This is a genomic window from Parasphingomonas caseinilytica (assembly GCF_036663755.1).
GTDB lineage: Bacteria > Pseudomonadota > Alphaproteobacteria > Sphingomonadales > Sphingomonadaceae > Sphingomonas.
In genome coordinates this window covers 106322-123311 of record NZ_JAXOJL010000010.1, presented here as the reverse complement: position 1 = coordinate 123311, position 16990 = coordinate 106322, and the positions used below count along the sequence as shown (strand labels likewise).

Annotated in this window: 15 protein-coding genes and 1 tRNA gene; 14 read left to right on the top strand and 2 right to left on the bottom strand. The window is 64.7% G+C overall.

Going from position 1 to position 16990, the window contains the following annotated elements; genetic code table 11:
* Window position 1 precedes the first annotated feature (1 nt).
* From egtD to U1738_RS18245, 8 genes are all read left to right on the top strand, one after another.
* Window positions 2-979, top strand: coding sequence for an L-histidine N(alpha)-methyltransferase (gene egtD / locus U1738_RS18280; protein ID WP_332790464.1), 978 nt, complete (start codon window positions 2-4; stop codon window positions 977-979).
* Window positions 980-1033: 54 nt separating this feature from the next.
* Window positions 1034-3124: a S9 family peptidase gene (locus tag U1738_RS18275; protein ID WP_332790463.1), complete on the top strand. Its 2091-nt coding sequence runs from the start codon at window positions 1034-1036 to the stop codon at window positions 3122-3124.
* Window positions 3121-3513, top strand: a complete 393-nt coding sequence (locus tag U1738_RS18270) for an acyl-CoA thioesterase (RefSeq protein WP_332790462.1) — start codon at window positions 3121-3123, stop codon at window positions 3511-3513. Before U1738_RS18275 ends, U1738_RS18270 begins: the two co-directional genes overlap by 4 nt.
* 91 nt (window positions 3514-3604) lie before the next feature.
* Complete coding sequence (gene aguB / locus U1738_RS18265; RefSeq protein ID WP_332790461.1) at window positions 3605-4465, top strand: N-carbamoylputrescine amidase; 861 nt, start codon at window positions 3605-3607, stop codon at window positions 4463-4465.
* A 22-nt stretch (window positions 4466-4487) separates the two neighbouring features.
* Window positions 4488-5000, top strand: coding sequence for a helix-turn-helix domain-containing protein (locus U1738_RS18260; RefSeq protein ID WP_332790460.1), 513 nt, complete (start codon window positions 4488-4490; stop codon window positions 4998-5000).
* 48 nt (window positions 5001-5048) lie between these two features.
* Window positions 5049-5408: a hypothetical protein gene (locus U1738_RS18255; RefSeq protein WP_332790459.1), complete on the top strand. Its 360-nt coding sequence runs from the start codon at window positions 5049-5051 to the stop codon at window positions 5406-5408.
* Between the two features lie 51 nt (window positions 5409-5459).
* The gene (locus U1738_RS18250) at window positions 5460-5906 is read left to right on the top strand and encodes a hypothetical protein (protein ID WP_332790458.1); all 447 of its coding nucleotides are present in this window, start codon (window positions 5460-5462) and stop codon (window positions 5904-5906) included.
* Between the two features lie 9 nt (window positions 5907-5915).
* Complete coding sequence (locus U1738_RS18245; protein ID WP_332790457.1) at window positions 5916-6299, top strand: hypothetical protein; 384 nt, start codon at window positions 5916-5918, stop codon at window positions 6297-6299.
* On the opposite strand, the gene U1738_RS18240 is transcribed toward U1738_RS18245, so the two are convergent.
* Window positions 6296-6955, bottom strand: a complete 660-nt coding sequence (locus tag U1738_RS18240) for a uracil-DNA glycosylase (RefSeq protein ID WP_332790456.1) — start codon at window positions 6953-6955, stop codon at window positions 6296-6298. The genes U1738_RS18245 and U1738_RS18240 overlap by 4 nt on opposite strands.
* Window positions 6956-6978: 23 nt before the next feature.
* Between U1738_RS18240 and folK the strand changes: the two genes are divergently transcribed.
* The 4 genes from folK (at window position 6979) to U1738_RS18220 (ending at window position 10778) form a co-directional block, all read left to right on the top strand.
* Window positions 6979-7464 carry a 2-amino-4-hydroxy-6-hydroxymethyldihydropteridine diphosphokinase gene (folK, locus tag U1738_RS18235; protein ID WP_332790455.1) on the top strand — a complete coding sequence of 162 codons (486 nt, stop codon included), beginning with the start codon at window positions 6979-6981 and terminating at the stop codon, window positions 7462-7464.
* Window positions 7465-7480: 16 nt separating this feature from the next.
* Window positions 7481-7556, top strand: a tRNA-Lys gene (locus U1738_RS18230).
* A gap of 160 nt (window positions 7557-7716) precedes the next feature.
* Window positions 7717-10038 (top strand): GH92 family glycosyl hydrolase, encoded by a 2322-nt coding sequence (locus U1738_RS18225; protein ID WP_332790520.1) that lies wholly within the window; start codon window positions 7717-7719, stop codon window positions 10036-10038.
* Entirely contained in the window at window positions 10035-10778 is a 744-nt protein-coding gene (locus U1738_RS18220) for a phosphatase PAP2 family protein (protein ID WP_332790454.1), read from the top strand. The genes U1738_RS18225 and U1738_RS18220 overlap by 4 nt, the downstream gene beginning before the upstream one ends.
* Here the strand turns inward: U1738_RS18220 and U1738_RS18215 are convergent.
* Window positions 10755-11591 (bottom strand): HpcH/HpaI aldolase/citrate lyase family protein, encoded by an 837-nt coding sequence (locus tag U1738_RS18215; RefSeq protein WP_332790453.1) that lies wholly within the window; start codon window positions 11589-11591, stop codon window positions 10755-10757. The two genes, U1738_RS18220 and U1738_RS18215, sit on opposite strands and share 24 nt — an antisense overlap.
* Before the next feature lie 133 nt (window positions 11592-11724).
* On the opposite strand from U1738_RS18215, the gene U1738_RS18210 reads away from it, so the two are divergent.
* Together U1738_RS18210 and U1738_RS18205 are read left to right on the top strand one after the other, a co-directional pair.
* Entirely contained in the window at window positions 11725-13845 is a 2121-nt protein-coding gene (locus U1738_RS18210) for a TonB-dependent receptor (RefSeq protein WP_332790452.1), read from the top strand.
* 403 nt (window positions 13846-14248) lie between these two features.
* Window positions 14249-16987, top strand: a complete 2739-nt coding sequence (locus tag U1738_RS18205; RefSeq protein ID WP_332790451.1) for a TonB-dependent receptor — start codon at window positions 14249-14251, stop codon at window positions 16985-16987.
* Window positions 16988-16990 lie beyond the last annotated feature (3 nt).

Genomic DNA, 16990 nt, shown 5'->3' with positions numbered 1-16990 from the left:
TATGCTCAAGCAGGAAATCGAGGACGGCGACGTCACTTTGGCCGATCCGGCGTTCCGCGCCGACGTATTGCGCGGATTTGCGCTGCGCCCGCGCGCGATTCCGGCGCGGTGGTTCTACGACCGGCGCGGATCGGAATTGTTCGAGGCGATCACCGATCTGCCGGAATATTATCCGACCCGCACCGAAACGGCGATCCTGCGGGATGTCTGCCCGGAAGTGGCCGAGATCGCCGGGGAAGGTCGCGCGGTAGTGGAATTCGGTTCGGGTTCGTCGATGAAGACGCCGATCCTGCTCAGCGCCGTCGCGCCCGCCGCCTATGTGCCGATCGATATTTCGGGCGATTTCCTGCGCGAATCCTCGGCACAGCTTTCGTCGCGTTTCCCCGGTCTGCCGGTGCTGCCGGTCGAGGCGGATTTCATGAATCCGATCCCGCTGCCGGTGCAGGTCGCGGCATTGCCCAAGCTGGGCTTCTTTCCCGGATCGACCATCGGCAACATGATTCCGCATGCCTCGGTCGACCTGTTGCGCGCGATGAAGGCGAGCCTCGGCGAGGGCGCGATGCTGCTGATCGGCATGGACCGGGTGAAGGACGAAGACGTGCTCACCACCGCCTATGACGATGCGCAGGGCGTGACGGCGGCGTTCAATCTGAACCTGCTGGAAAGGATCAACCGCGAGCTGGACGGCACGATCCCGGTGGAGAAGTTCCGTCATCGCGCGATCTGGAACGACGATCGCGCGCGAATCGAGATGCATCTGGAAGCGACGGAGGATCTGGCCTTCACGATCGAGGGCCGCCCTTTCGAGATCGCGGCGGGTGAGACGATCCACACCGAGAACAGCCACAAGTTCGGCCAGCGCGACGCAAGGCTGTTGCTGCGCGCCGGCGGGTGGACGCCGATCGCGGAATGGACAGACCCGGATGGCCTGTTCGCGGTGATCCTGGCCGAAGCGCAGGCACCGCGCCTCGCTCCCTGAGGCCTGTAAGACTTGGGGTTTGCGCTGGCGGCGTCGGGGGCGGTAGTGGGGAGCATGAATATTCCTCCCGTCGCCGAACGGCGCCCGCACAGCTTCACCACGCACGGCATCACGATCGAGGATCCGTACGCCTGGATCCGCGATCCGGGCTATCCGGATGTGACCGATAAGGACGTTCTGGCCTATCTCGCGGCCGAGAACGACTATTACGAAAGCGTCATGGCGCCGCACAAGGCGCTGACCGACCGGCTGTACGAAGAGATGAAGGGCCGCATCAAGGAGGACGATTCCTCGGTGCCGCAGAAGGACGGCGACTGGCTGTACTGGACGTCGTTCGAAACCGGCGGCGAATATCGCAAATGGTGGCGCAAGCCCGTCGCTGGCGGCGAGGATGTGTTGATCCTCGACGAACCGGCATTGGCGGAGGGGCATGAATATTTCCGGCTCGGAGCGATCAGCATCAGCGAGGATGGGCGGCGCATGGCCTATGCCGTGGATGACGACGGGTCGGAACGCTACACGATCCGCTTCAAGGCGCTGTCCGACGGGGCGACATTACCCGAACAGATCGCCGGCGCAGCCGGGAAATGGGGCGAGGATTCGATCGAGGGGGCGATCGGCAACATCGTGTTCGTCAAGGACGGCAGCGGCATTCTGTACGGGCTGACCGACGAACATTGGCGGACCCGCACGATCAAGTTCCATCGTCTGGGCACCCCGGCCAGCGACGACGTGGTGATCTATTACGAGGACGATGCCAGCTTTTCGGTCGGCGTCGAGCAGACCAGCGATCGTCGCTGGATCGCCTTGGTCGCGAGCAGCCACGACACGAGCGAGGTGCGGCTCTATCCGAGCGACGATCCGCTGGGCGATCCAATCCTGGTGTCGCCGCGGCATGACGGACGCGAATACGATCTCGATGTGCATGGCGACACTTTGTTCATCCACACCAACGATACCGATCCGAATTTCCGGCTCTGCACCGCGAGCCTCGCCGCGCCGGGCGAATGGGCCGAGCTGATCGCGCCGTCGCGGGATTTCTACATGACGGGGATCGAGTGTTTCAAAGACTTCTTTATCGTCGACGGGCGCGAAGAGGGCTTGGATCAGATCGAGATCCGGCGCTACGAAACGCCGCTCGAGGCGCAGCGCATCGCGTTCCCCGAGGCGAGCTACGACGCGGGCCTCGGCAACAATCCCGAATACGACATGAGCGTGCTGCGCGTCGGCTACGAATCGATGGTCACGCCGGGGACGGAATATGATTACGATGTGGCGACGGGTGAACTGACCACGTTGAAGGTGCAGGAGATCCCGTCGGGCTACAATGCGGATCGCTATCGCACCGAACGGCTGAAGATCGTCGCACGCGACGGTACCGAAGTGCCGGTGTCGATCGTGTATCCGAAGGATTTTCCGCGCGACGGGAGCGGGCCGTTGTTCCTCTATGCCTATGGCGCGTACGGATATGCCATTCCGCCGGGCTTTTCGACCGGGCGCCTGAGCCTGCTCGATCGCGGTTTCGCCTATGCCATCGCGCATATCCGGGGCGGCGACGATCTCGGGCAGCAATGGTATCTCGACGGCAAGCTGGAAAAGCGCGCCAACACGTTCAACGATTTCGTCGATGTGGCGAAGGGGCTGGTGGCGGAAGGCTGGACCAAAGCCGGACGGATCGCGATCGCCGGGCGATCGGCGGGGGGCGAATTGATGGGGGCGGTGGTCAATTCCGATCCTGAATTGTGGGGCGCGGTGATCGCCGACGTGCCGTTCGTCGATGTGCTCAACACGATGCTCGATGGCGATCTGCCGCTGACGCCGGGCGAATGGCCCGAATGGGGCAATCCGATCGAGGATAAGGCGGCGTTCGAGTTGATCCGGGGCTATTCGCCCTATGATCAGGTGACGGCGCAGGCCTATCCGCCGATGTTCATTTCGGGCGGCCTGAACGATCCGCGCGTGACCTATTGGGAGCCGGCCAAATGGGCGGCCAAGCTGCGCAGCGTGAAGACCGACGACAATGTGCTGCTGCTCAAGACCAATATGGGCGCCGGGCATGGCGGCAAGTCCGGGCGATTCGAGAGCCTGCGCGAGGCAGCGGAGGAGCATGCGTTCGTGCTGTGGCAAATGGGTGTGGCGGATTGAAGCCGTTCACCCTCGCAATCACCGCGACGCCCGACGACATCGACGAACTCGGCCACGTCAACAATGCGGTGTGGGTGCAGTGGATCCAGCGCATCGCCACCGCGCACTGGGAGGCGGTGGCGCCGGCCGAGCATGTCGCGGCCTATGTGTGGGTCGTGACGCGGCATGAGATCGATTATCGCGGCAACGTGTCCGCCGGCGAGACCGTGACGGGCGATACGTGGGTGCCGGAGGGACCGAAGGGCGCGCGGTTCGACCGGCATGTGCGCTTCACCGGCGGCGATGGCCGCGTAAAGGTGGAGGCGGTGACGACCTGGGCGTTGCTCGATCGCGCCACGGGGCGATTGCTGCGCGTGCGTCCGGAGATCGCCGCGCCATTTCTTGGCTGATAGCGGCGATTGCATGGGCTTTACTCTAAAGTCGCGTTAATTCCTGCCACGATGCATTTCAAAGCTCATGCCGAATGGTTAAGGTGAGGTCATGACCGAGATCATTGTTGCTGCACTGCAGCTTGCCTTCACGCCCGATATCGATGCCAACATCGCCAAAGTCTCGACGCTGGTGCGCGAGGCAGCGGGGCGCGGTGCGCAGGTGATCCTGCCGCCGGAATTGTTCGAGGGCGAGTATTTCTGCCGCGTCGAGGACGAAGGCCTGTTCGCCAATGCCAAGCCGGTCGGCGAGCACAAGGCGGTGCTGGCGATGCGCGCGCTGGCCGCGGAGCTGGGCGTGACGATCCCGACCAGCTTCTTCGAGGCGGACGGGCCGCATCATTACAACAGCCTGGCGATGATTGGCCCCGACGGCAATGTGATGGGCGTGTATCGCAAAAGCCATATCCCCGACGGACCGGGATATGAGGAGAAATTTTATTTCCGCCCCGGCAATACCGGCTTCAAGGTGTGGCCCGGCCCGGCGGCGGCCGGTGGCGCGACGCTCGGCGTCGGCGTATGCTGGGACCAATGGTATCCCGAGACTGCGCGCGCGATGATGCTGATGGGCGCGCAGGTCTTGTTCTATCCCACCGCGATCGGCAGCGAACCGCATGATGACAGCCTGGATACCGCACGGTTGTGGCGACGCGCGATGGTCGGCCATGCCGTATCCAACGTCGTGCCGGTGGTCGCCGCCAATCGAATCGGCACCGAACATGACCAGACCTTCTACGGCACCAGCTTCATCACCGACGAGCGCGGCGACATCCTGGCCGAGCTCGGCCGCGAGGAGGAAGGCGTGATCGTCGCGACGCTCGATCTCGACCGGATCAAGCGCCACCGCGCCGCTTTCGGCTTCTTCCGCGATCGCCGCCCCGATCTCTATCACCGGCTGGTAGAGGATTCGTGACCGGACCGGCCATGCGCCCGTGGTGATCGATCGCTTCGACCGCGTGACCGAGCCGCAGCGCGAATGCCTGCGGCTGGTGCTGACGCGGCGCAATTCGAAGGAGATCGCACTTGCGCTGGGCATCTCCTCGCACACCGTCGACAAACGGCTGGAACGCGCCATCGCCACGATCGGCGCGACCAGCCGCTTTGATGCCGCGAGACTGCTCGGCGACTATGAGGGGGCCGCGCTTGCGCCGTTCTCCGCCACATACGAACCTTTCGTATACCAATCGCCCGACATTGTGCCGGCCGCTCAATCCGACATGCTTGGTGTGTCTGAGGGGTTGGCACAAAGGGGAGGCAGTCGGGTCGCAACAGCGACCTGGCTGCCGATCCGCTCCAAGGGCGGCAGGGGCAACACACTTTCGCCATGGCAGCGGCTGGCCTGGATCGGCATCATCCCGGTGGCGCTCGCGGTCGCGGTCGGCATGCTGGGTTTCGGGCTCAGCGTGGCGGGGAAGTTGCTTCAGCTGTTCACGTCCGTCATGTCCTGATCAGGCGCTTATCGGTCCGATATGGACCGACCATCTAGGATGAGAGCCATGAGCACGACGCACGAAACCATTGCCGGCCAGGTCGGCACGTTGCTTCACAAACTGGAAATGCTGATCGACGAAGCCGTGAGCTGCGGCGCGGAACTGACCGCAGCCTTGCCGCGCGCCCGGGTCGAGGCGAAATTGCCGGCCGTGGTCGGCCAGCATTCGCTCGATACGCTGAGCGAGGCGGTGCAGTCGCTCGTCGCCGCGCGCCGCCAGACGGTCGCCACGCACAAGCATCTGGACAAGGTGCGCGAACTGATGGGCCTGCCCGTGATCAGCTTCGGCGAGGAAAGCCCCAAGCCGGACGACAAGGTGTTCACCACCGGCGTGGCCCGCACCGATCATCTGCGCATCGCCGCCTGACGCCTGGCAGGTCCGGTTGATTCGACACAGATCCAGGTCGGAACGAGCGGTATGCTGATCGTCTATCTCTTCAATGCTCTTCTCGCATCGTGCGCCGTCTACGCCTTCGTGCGGGGCGGCGCGCCGGAAAAGGTCGTGGCGGTGGCGTTTATCGCCTCCGCCGCGGCCAGTTATGCCGCCATACCGGTGCATGGACGCTTTCACGGACTGGAATGGGGCCTGCTGCTGATCGATGCAGGCCTGCTCTTCGTGCTGGTGGCCGTTGCGCTGTGGGCGAACAGGTTTTGGCCAATATGGATCGCCTCGTTTCAATTGTTCGCACTGCTCGTGCACATCGCGAAAGCGTATCAGCAGGATGTTCTGCCGATCATCTATTTCGGCGTGATTTCCCGCATCGCCTATCCGATGCTGGCGTTGCTGGTGATCGGCACCGCGCGCCACTTCCAGCGCGTGCGGTTGTACGGCGCGGATCCCGACTGGAGTTCCCGCGGGCTTTAGGAGGCGACCGTGCCTGATCGGATCACGAGCGGCGACGGGCCGAAGATCGGCGCGTCGGGCAGCGGACCACCGACTGCGCACGACAATGCGTCGCGCCTTCTCGCGTTCAGCCATATCCGGTCGAGGGTGTTCGAGCCGTATGGCCTGGCGGTCAACGACATCGCCTGGCAATTGCTGCTTGCGTTGTTCATCGCGCAGGAGCGCGGGCTGCGCGTCACCATCTATCGGCTGTGCGAGGACGTACCGGTGCCCAAGAGCGTATCGGTGCGCTGGCTGCGGGCGCTTCGGGGAAGCGGGATGATCGATTATGACGATGCGACCTTCGGCCTGTCCGCCCCCGTGCGCCTGACGCCGGCGGCCGAGGACAGCCTGCGCGATCTGATCGACGCTTAAGCGGCGTCCTGACCGCGCAATTCCAGCGCGCGGACGAAGACGGCGTCGAGCATCTCGCGGGTGAGCCGCCCGGTATTCTGGTTGTAGCGCGAGCAATGGTAGCTATCGATAAGGATGCGCCCGTCGGGCATCCGATGTTCGGCAAGGTGCGCGAAGCGGCATTTGGGCAGTCGCCCGCCGAGCATCTTGACCGCCGATTGGTGGGCGATCTGGCCGAGCGCGATATAGATTCGCGCGTTTGGCAGCGCCGCCGCCTCGCCTTCGAGAAACGGGCGGCAGGTGCGGATTTCCTCCGGCGTCGGCTTGTTGAGCGGCGGCACGCATTTCACCGCGTTGAGGATCATCGCACCGTGAAGAGTCAGGCCGTCGTCCGGCGTGCCGAGAAAATCGCCGCTCGCCAGTCCGTGGTCGCGCATCGCGGCGAACAACAAGGCGCCCGATCCGTCGCCGGTGAACGGCCGCCCGGTGCGATTCGCGCCATGTTTGCCGGGAGCCAGGCCGACGATGCCGAGCCAGGCATCGGGATCGCCGAACGCCCCGACCGGGGAATTCCACCAATCGGGCTGTTCGGTGCGCAACTCCGCGCGATATCCGGCGAGGCGCGGGCAGAGCGGGCAATCGGACGGCGGGGCGGGCAAGCTTGGTGCGAAGGTCATCGCGATGCGTTAGGCGCGTGTCCATGCCGACGACAAGCTATGCCATCGCCATCGGATCGAACCGTCGCGGCCGTCACGGCGCGCCGGAACGCGAAGTGGCGGCGGCGATTCGGGCGCTGGGAGCGGTGGTTGCCGTGTCGGGCATCGTGGCGAGTGCGCCGCTCGGCCCCTCGATTCGTCGCTTCGCCAACGCCGCAGCGCTGATCGAAACGCGCGAGACGCCGGCGGAACTGCTCGCGCGACTGAAGCGGATCGAGCGCGATTTCGGGCGGCGGCGCGGGCAGCGCTGGGGCGCGCGGGTGATCGATCTGGATATCGTCCTGTGGTCGGCGGGCTCATGGGCCGAGGACGACCTGATCGTGCCTCACCCGGCGTTCCGCGCGCGGCGCTTCGTGCTGGACCCCTTGCTGGAAATCGCGGCGGACTGGCGCGATCCGTTGACGAATTCCACCGTGCGACAACTCGCCTGGCTGGCACAAGCGGTTGACCGCCGCCCCCGCCGCCCGTAACGCGCCATCCTTGGTCGGGCCCGTAGCTCAGTTGGTAGAGCAACGGACTTTTAATCTGTAGGTCTCGGGTTCGAATCCCGACGGGCCCACCAATGCGCAGCGGAAGAGACGCAGCAACGAAGTTGCAGCGCACTTCCGCAAGCACGGCCGGCGCGAAAAGGCAGTGCCCATAGGGCGCGGCTTTGCCGCGACCGACGGGCACGAAGTTCGAGGCACAAGCTTCCCCAAAGCCCCCGCATTTGCTCTAACGCACTGATGTTCAGCAAAATGCCCCTGCGCGTCGCACTCGCCGCCGCCCTCGCGCTGGCCGGCCCCGCACAGGCGCAATCCGATCAGGTCGATCCCTTCATCGGCACCGGCGGCGAAGGCCACACGTTTCCAGGAGCCGTCGCGCCGTTCGGGATGGTGCAGTTGAGCCCGGATACCGACACGACCTGCACGATCCGCGACTGTTATGCCCATGCCGCGGGCTATCGTTATACCGATCCGACGATCCAGGGGTTCAGCCACACGCATTTCTCGGGCGCGGGGCATTCCGATCTCGGCGATTTCCTCGTCATGCCGGTGTCGGGCGATGCGGTGCCGATCGAACCGGGCGATCCCGCAAAGCCGGGATCGGGTTATCGCTCGCGCTTCTCGCATGATGGCGAGGTTGCGCGGCCGGGTTATTACGCCGTCACGCTGACCGATGCCGGCGTGCGGGCGGAGATGACCGCCGGCACGCGCGTGGGTGTTCATCGCTATGCGTTTGCGCCCGGCAAGGCGGCGCATCTCGTGATCGACCTGCGATCGTCGTTGTATAACTATCCCGGCAAGATCCTGTGGTCGTCGCTGCGCCTGCTGCCGGACGGGACGATCATCGGCGCGCGCGAAACGCGGGGCTGGGCACCCGATCGCAAGCTGTATTTCGCGATGCGCTTTTCGGCACCGCTCAGGACGCATGCCTTTCTCAGCACCGAGAAAGACGTGCCGTACAAGGGCTTTCAGGGGCCGGGGCGCGGCACCGATGATGTCGCCGAGCGCGCCGGGCGAGCGCTGGTCGCGCGGCTGGATTTCGGGGTGCTGGCCAAGCCGCTGGAGGTGAAGGTCGCGATCTCGTCGGTCGACGAGGCTGGCGCGCTCAACAATCTGGCGAGCGCGCCGGGCGATTTCGCTGCGGTCCGCGCGAAGACCAGGGCCGCTTGGGACAAGGCGCTCGGCGCGCTGACGATCGAAGCGTCTGCGGCCATGAAGACCAATGTGATGACCGCGCTGTATCACAGCCTGCTCGCGCCGTCGGTCGCTGGCGATGCCGACGGGCGCTATCGCGGGCCGGACAATCAGGTGCATGTGGCGAAGGATTACACCTTCCGCTCGACCTTCTCGCTCTGGGATACGTTCCGCGCCGAGCATCCGCTGCTGACCCTCGTGCAGCCGGCGAAGACGACCAGTGACATAGTCCGGTCGTTGATCGACAGCCAGCGCGACAGTCCGTTCGGTATCCTGCCGGTGTGGCAGTTTCAGGGGCGCGAAACCTGGACGATGATCGGCTACCATGCCGTGCCGGTGATCGCGGACGCCTATCTGAAGGGCGTTCGCGGCTTCGACGCCAATGCCGCTCTGGAGGCGATGGTCGCGAGCGCGACCTATGCGCCCTATGGCGGGTTGGGCGAGTATATGAAGCTCGGCTACGCCCCGATCGACAAGGAGCCGGAAGCCGCCTCAAAGACGGTCGAATATGCCTATGACGACTGGACCATCGCCCGCATGGCGCGCGCGATGGGGCGGCTGGATGTCGCCGCGACATTCGACAAGCGCGCGGGCAATTGGCGCAACACGTTGGATGCGAAGACCGGCTTCGTCCGCGCGCGCAAGAGCGACGGGTCGTTCCGCGTGCCGTTCGATCCGACCGCGATCAATTACGGATCGGATTATACGGAAGGGAACGCCTGGCAATATAGCTGGTTCGTGCCGCAGGATCAGGCCGCGCTGATCGCCGCGATGGGCGGCGATGCGGCGACCGTCGCCAAGCTGGACGCGATGTTCGATTACGACAATTCCAAGCTCGATTATTCCCATGCCGAGGATATCGCCGGGCTGATCGGGCAATACATCCATGGGAACGAGCCCAGCCATCACGTCGCGTATCTGTATAACTATGCCGGCGCGCCGTGGCGCACGCAGGCGCGGCTGACGCAGATCGTGGGCAGCCAATACAAGCCGACGCCGGATGGCCTCTCGGGCAATGACGATCTCGGGCAGATGTCGGCCTGGCTGGTGTTCACGTCGCTCGGTTTCTATCCGGTCACGCCGGGCAGCCTGGAATATGTCATCGGTCGGCCATTCGTATCGCGCGCGACGCTGGCACTGGCGGGCGGCAAGCGCTTCACGATCGTGGCGGACGGGCTGGACGATGCGCGCCCCTATGTCGGCAAGGTTGCGCTGAACGGAAAGCCGCTTACGCGCGGCTATATTCGGCATGCTGAGATCATGGCCGGTGGCGAATTGCACTTCACGATGCAGGCCGCGCCGAACAAGGATTGGGCGACGCAACCGGCCGACCGGCCTTATTCGATGAGCACCGCACGCCGATGACCGATCCGCTTCACGCAGAGGGTACCGATGCGGCGGGCGCGGTGCCGGGGAATGTGCGGCATCCGCCGTGGTTGCTGATCTCGATCGGCGCGCTCGGGCTTGCCGTGTTGCTGGTGGCGGGGATCGGAACGCTGATCGATCGCGGCGCGCAGTTCCGCTTCGATGCCGCGATCATGTTGTGGACGCGGCACGGCACGATGCACGGTGTGCCGATCGGTCCCCCCTGGGTGCGGGCGGCGATGGTCGATATCACCGCGCTGGGCGGCGTGACGGTGCTGACCCTAGTGACGATCATCGTGGCCGGATTCCTCGGTCTGAAGCGCTTGTGGCTCACGCTGATGCTGGTGCTGGCGGGGACGATCAGCGGGGCGATCGCGGTGGCGGTGGCCAAGGCGATCGTCGCGCGGCCACGGCCCGCTCTGGTCGATCATCTGGTGCAGGTGTCGTCCGCCAGCTTCCCGAGCGGCCATGCGACGAGCAGCGCGATCGTCTATCTCACGATCGCGGCGCTCGTGATGCAGATCGTGCGCGGGCGACCGTTGCGGATCTACATCCTGGGCACGGCGATCGTGCTGGTGACGCTGATCGGCTGCAGCCGAGTCTATCTCGGCGTGCACTGGCCGAGCGACGTGCTGACCGGCTGGGGCTTCGGGTCGCTCTGGGCGCTGATGTGGTGGGGGATCGGCGCATCGATCCGGTTGCGGCGTGCCGGGCGATCAGTCCGCGACGCCGGCGAGTAAGGCGCGCGCCGATTTCAGGTGCGGCGCGTCGACCATCTTGCCGTCGAGCGCGAGTGCGCCCGCTTTGGGATTCGCGGCGAACAAAGCGACCACCGCGCGGGCATGCGCGATCTCCGATTCGGACGGACTGAAGGCGGCGTTGATCACCGCGACCTGACTGGGGTGGATCGCCATCATGCCGGTGAAGCCGTCGCGCCGTCCACGCGCGGCATAAGCGGCGAGACCGTCGAGATCGCGGAAATCGGGATAGACGGTCTCGATCGCCGGCACGCCGGCGGCATGCGCGCCGAACAAAGTGAGCGAGCGGGCGAGCTGATACGGCGCGGTGTAGCTGCCGTCGGGCTCGCGCGAGGTGGTCGCGCCGATCGCGGCGGGCAGATCCTCCGCCCCCCAGGTAAGACCGGCGAGGCGCGGGGTGACGCCGCCATAGCTGCCCATCGCGAAGATCGCCGCCGCCGTCTCGCTGGCGATCGGCAGGATCATCGTGTCACCACTAAGCTTCGCATCCAGCGTGGCGAGCGAGGCGCCGCCTTCGGCCTTGGGCAGCATGATGCCGTCGGGCCGGGCGGGCAGCACCGCCGCGAGATCGTCGTCGCTCAGCCCCGAATCGAGCGGGTTGATCCGCACGAACAATGTCGCCCGCCGCTCGGTACGCAGGAATGCCGCAATCATCTCGCGCGCCGCCGGTTTCGCGGACGGCGCAACGGCATCTTCAAGATCGAGGATCAGCGCATCGGCACCGAGCGCCAGCCCCTTCTCCATCCGGTCGGGCCGATCGCCGGGAACGAACAAAAGCGATCTCAGGCGCGGCATCGGGGTCTCCGTTCATCTCGGGTGCAGGACAACCCTAGCTATGGCCGAGGCGCTCGGGAAGCGCGATGAGCTGTCTTGTGACTTTGTATCATATCATCTATCGCGCCGCACAACGAAACCAAAAGGGCCGTACATGATTCGCCATTCCCTGCTCGCCGGCACTGCCTTCCTCATCGCCCAGCCCGCCGTTGCGCAGACCGCCCCCACCGCCCCGTCGCCCGCCGAGATCATCGTCACCGCGCCGATCCGCCAGAGCGAAACCGACGTGTTGCAGGGCACATCGATCCTGACGGGCGAGGAACTGACCCGCGAACTTCGCCCGACGATCGGCGAGACGCTGGCGCGCCAGCCGGGTGTGTCGGCCTCGTCCTTCGGTCCCAACGCCTCGCGCCCGATCCTGCGCGGTTTCCAGGGCGAGCGGATTCGCGTCTTGACCGACGGGATCGGTTCGATCGACGTTTCGAACACCTCCGCCGACCATGCGGTGATCATCGATCCGCTGCTGGCCGAGCGGATCGAGGTGCTGCGCGGCCCATCCGCCTTGCTGTTCGGATCGTCGGCGGTGGGTGGCGTGGTCAATGTGGTCGACACGCGCATTCCGCGCAGCGTGCCGGAGAAGGGCTATCGCCTGAACGGCATCGCCAATTACGGCAGCGCCGCGAACGAGCGGTCGGGCGGTATGGCGGGCGATGTCGCGGTCGGCGAGCATCTCGTGCTGCACGCCGATGGATCGTATCTGAAGAGCGACGATCTGCGCATCGGCAAGGGGTATCTGCTGTCCGATACGGCGCGCGCCGCCGCTCTGTCGCAGGTCGGCCTGCCGCAGGATCCCAATGCCGAGCCGATCGACTTCGCCGCCTCGGCCGCGTTGCGCAAGAAACTGCCCAATTCCGCGTCGGAGACCTGGACGGCGGGTGCGGGCGCATCGATCATCACCGACGCCGGCAGTCTCGGCGTGTCGTACAGCCATTATGACAGCCTGTACGGTGTGCCGATCCGCTTCGCGACGGCGGTCGGGCAGGGGCAGGAAGCGCCGCGGCTCGACGTGGTGCAGAACCGGGTCGATCTGCGCGCCGAGATCAATACCGGTGGCGACTTCCTCGATAAGATCCGCCTCCGCGCGGGCCAGGCGAGCTATCGCCATTTCGAACTCGATCCGGATGGCGCGGTCGGCACCGCGTTTTTCAACAAGGGCCTCGAAGGACGGCTGGAGCTGGTGCAGAAGAATCGTGGCGGCTGGCAGGGGGCGAGCGGCGTGCAGTTCTTCAATCGCATCTTCGACGTGAAGGGCGACGAGGCGTTCCTGCCCAAGAACGAGACCAACCAGACCGGCCTGTTCACGCTGCAACAATATAGCAGCGGCGCATTCAAGGCCGAGGGCGGCTTGCGCTACGAATTCACCGATGCCGCCGCCCGCACGCCGGCCGACGATCTGCGCTTCTTCCGGGGCGAGCGCCATTTCCAGGCACTGTCGGGTTCGCTCGGCGGATCGTACGGCGTGACCGATGCGGTGCGCCTCGGCATCAACGTCTCGCGCACCGAGCGTGCGCCGTCGGCCGAGGAATTGTTCGCCAATGGCGGCCATGCCGGCACGCAGGCCTACGAACTCGGCAATCCGGACTTCAAGCTGGAGAAGAGCTGGGGCGTGGAGGGCACGATGCACGCGCATGGCGACGGCTTCAGCTTCGACGCTTCGGTCTATTACACGCGCTTCTCGAACTACATTTCGGAAAATCAGGTCGCGCAGGGCATTTGCGAGACGGCCGCCGCACCGTCGGGCCGCGATGTCGATCTGCCGTGCTTCCAGTATCAGCAGGCCGATGCGCGTTATTACGGTGCGGAGGCCGATGCCTCGATCCGGCTGGCGCGGATCGGCGGCTATACGATCAATGCCGATCTGCTGGGCGATTACGTGCGCGCCAATGTGATCGATCAGGGGCCGATCCCGCGCATCCCGCCCGCGCGCGTGCTCGGCGGGCTGGAAGCGCAGGGCGACAAGCTGCAGGGCCGAATCGAGGCGGAACATGTGTTCGACCAGAACCGCATCGCCACGTTCGAAACGCCGACCAAAGGCTATACGATGGTCAACGCCTCGATCGGTTTCTCGCCGTTAGGCAAGGCGAGCAAGACCAGCCTGCTGATCAGCGCGAACAATATCTTCGATGTCGAGGCGCGACGCTCGGCAAGCTTCCTGAAGGATTTCGCGCCGCTGGCGGGCCGGGATATCCGCGCGACGTTGCGCTTCGGGCTGTAAAACCTTCCCGTTGAACACGAGGGACCGGCGATCGCCCTGAAACATGTACGTTCACTGTTCCCCCGCGAAAGCGGGGGTCCAGGGCCACAAACCGTATCATTTGCGACCCTGGACTCCCGCTTTCGCGGGAGAACACGTTCGTAGATGGCCGATCGGTATAACTCCCGAACACATCCGGGGTCACGGTTTTAGCGGGAAAACCCTCTCGGAGCCGGCCGAAAAACCGAATGTCGATCAGCCCTGGGCTCCGCACACCTTAATTCTAGAATATCCGGCGATTTCAACACCGTCGCAGCTCCAAAGTCCGACACGATAAATTACAAAACCAATTAAAGTCCAATTTCGTCGTTCTGTCATATATTTCCGGTATCTGCCCGCCCATCGAATAAGCGGGGAAGACAGCGTGAATACGAACTTGTTGATGCGATCGGTGGCAAGCACCGTCGCTATTATCGGCTGCATGCATGTAAATCCTGTTCTTTCACAGGTGGTTGAGCAATCGACTGACGACACGCGTCGCGAATCCGACATCGTCGTCAACGGCAATCGCAAGCGGACCCCGATCGTCCTGGAGCGCGAGGCAACCGGCACGATCGACGTCGTGGCCACCGGCGACATTGCACTCCAATCGCAGACCAATATCGCCGATCTGGCCAAGCAATTGCCCGGCGTGTCGGTCAGCCGCGATCAGGGGCGCAACCAGAGCGCGACCGGCGAGGCGCAATATGTCGCGATCCGCGGCTTCGACACCAGCTACAATGCCTATACGCTGGATGGCATGCGGCTGCCTCAGACGGCGGGATCGTCGCGCGCCATTTCGCTCAACCTGTTCTCGCCCTTCGCGATCGGCGGGATCATTACCGACAAGACGCCGGGCGCGACCAAGGATGCCGATGCCATCGCCGGCATCGTCGATCTGCGCACGCCGACCGCGTTCGATTTCGCCGAGCCGCTGATCCGCGCCCGCGTGCTGACGCAAGCGGCCGATCTCGCGCTGAAGACCAACCAGGCGGCCTGGGGTGGCGCGGTCGGCTTGGATGCCGCGCGCCGGTTCGGATCGGACAAGCAGTTCGGCATCTATGTCGCGGGCTATTACGAGGAGCGCAGCAACGCCGCCGAATCCACGTCCACGCAGGGCGAGTACCGGACGACGAATGCCATCACCGCCCCCGCCACGGTCCGTACCGCGGCGGCAAGCGGTGCGCCGCTGTCGGCGGACGGCATTCAGTGGAATTTCTTCAACAACAGAATCAAGCGCTACGGTGGCAGCGCATCTTTCGACTATCGCACCGATGCGCTCGATCTGTACGCGCACACCAATTACGCGGTGCTCGAGAACACCAACACGATGAACCAGACCGGGTTGCGCAGCGAACTGACCAGCGGCCAGAGCAACCCGAATCCCTCGACCAATCCCGGTGGCAACCAATATAATTCGGCCGGGGTCTACACCCCCTACGGCATCAACCCGGCCAGCTACTTCCGCGTCGAGGACGTGCATCAGGATCTGTGGTCGAACCAGATCGGCATCAAGCTGTATAGCGGTGGATTCACCCTGTCGCTGGAGGGCGGCTATGCCGATGGCGCGTTCAATTCGCCGAACCGGATCGAGGCGGCGTTCCGTGGCGTCGCCTATAACGGCACCGCGACCAATACCGGGGTTGCGACCGAAGGGCTGAAGATCGATCTGTCCAATCCCTCCTCGCCGCGCCCGATCCTGTCGTCCGCCGCGACCGCCTATATTTCCAGCCTCGATCGCCCGACCCAGCTCTATGTCCAGAAGGGCTACGACTATCTGCGCGAGAAGAAGAAGACGGTGAAGGGCAGCGTCGGCTGGAACGGCGAGGGCGTTCTGGCCGGCTTCACGGTCGGCGGCCTGTACGAGGATTCCGATCGCCAGGGCCGCACGCTGACCGGCGATCCGACGCGCTACCGCTTCCTCACCCCGTTGCAGAGCGGCACGGTGCAGGGTGCGACGGTCGCCGCCTATCCGGGCGAGATCGTCAACAGCTTCCTCGATTATTACCCGCCCCGCGCGATCAAGCTGCTCGATCGTGCCGCGGTCGAGGCGCAGGCGGCGTTATATGTGCCGACCATCGCCGTTTCGCAGACGACGCTGAACCAGGGCCTGACCAGCGGCAACGAAACCCGCAAGGCAGCTTTCGCCAGCGCGGTCGTGAAGCTGGGCACCGTCGAGCTGGTGCCCGGCATCCGTTACGAGAAGAACCATTTCGATGGGCGCTTCTACCAGACGCAGGATGGCGGACGGACGTACAATTTCGTCTCGGCCGGGCGCGATTACGATCATGTCGATCCCAGCCTGCTCGCCACATGGCGGCCGACCGATCGCCTCGTCGTCCGCGCCGCTGCCCGATCGAGCTACAGTCGGCCGGCATTCGACCAATTGGCCGGGCCGACGACGATCAGCGCCGATGGTTTGACGATCACCCAGACCAACCCCAACCTCAAGCCGGTCGAGGCGTGGAGCTATGATCTGGGGCTGGAATATTACGCCGCTTCGGGGCGGTATTTCCAGGTCGCGGCCTATCACAAGGATCTCAAAAATATCATCGTGCCGACCGGCACGCGCAACGAACGCCTCACCGGTGCGGGCGTCACCACGATCCAGCCGGTCAATGGTCTGACCGGCAAGGCGACCGGCGTGGAAGCGTCGGGCCGCTTCATGCTCGGCGATCTGGTCGGTGGGGGATTCCTCGGCGGCTTCGGGCTCGACGGCAACGTCACGTACCAGAAGACGCAAGCCAATTACCGCATCTCCGCCACCGATCTGCGCCGCACCAGCCTGCCCCAGGCACCGGACCTGATCTACAACGCCTCGCTCGTCTATGACGCGAAGCCGATACGCGCGAGCCTGTGGTACAATCACACCGGCCGCCGCCTGGTGTCGGTGCAGGACAGCCAGCCGGACATCTATCTCCAGTCGGTCAGCGAACTGAATCTGGGCCTCGCCTGGGCGATCAACTCGCATCTCGAACTGGGCGCATCGTTGCGCAACCTGCTCGATACGCCGACCTATTGGGCGACCGTCGGCAAGGAAAAGACCTATATCTCGAACGACCGCAACGGCGGCTATATCGAGACCGGCCGGGTCTATCAGCTCAGCCTGACGATGACGATGTGACGC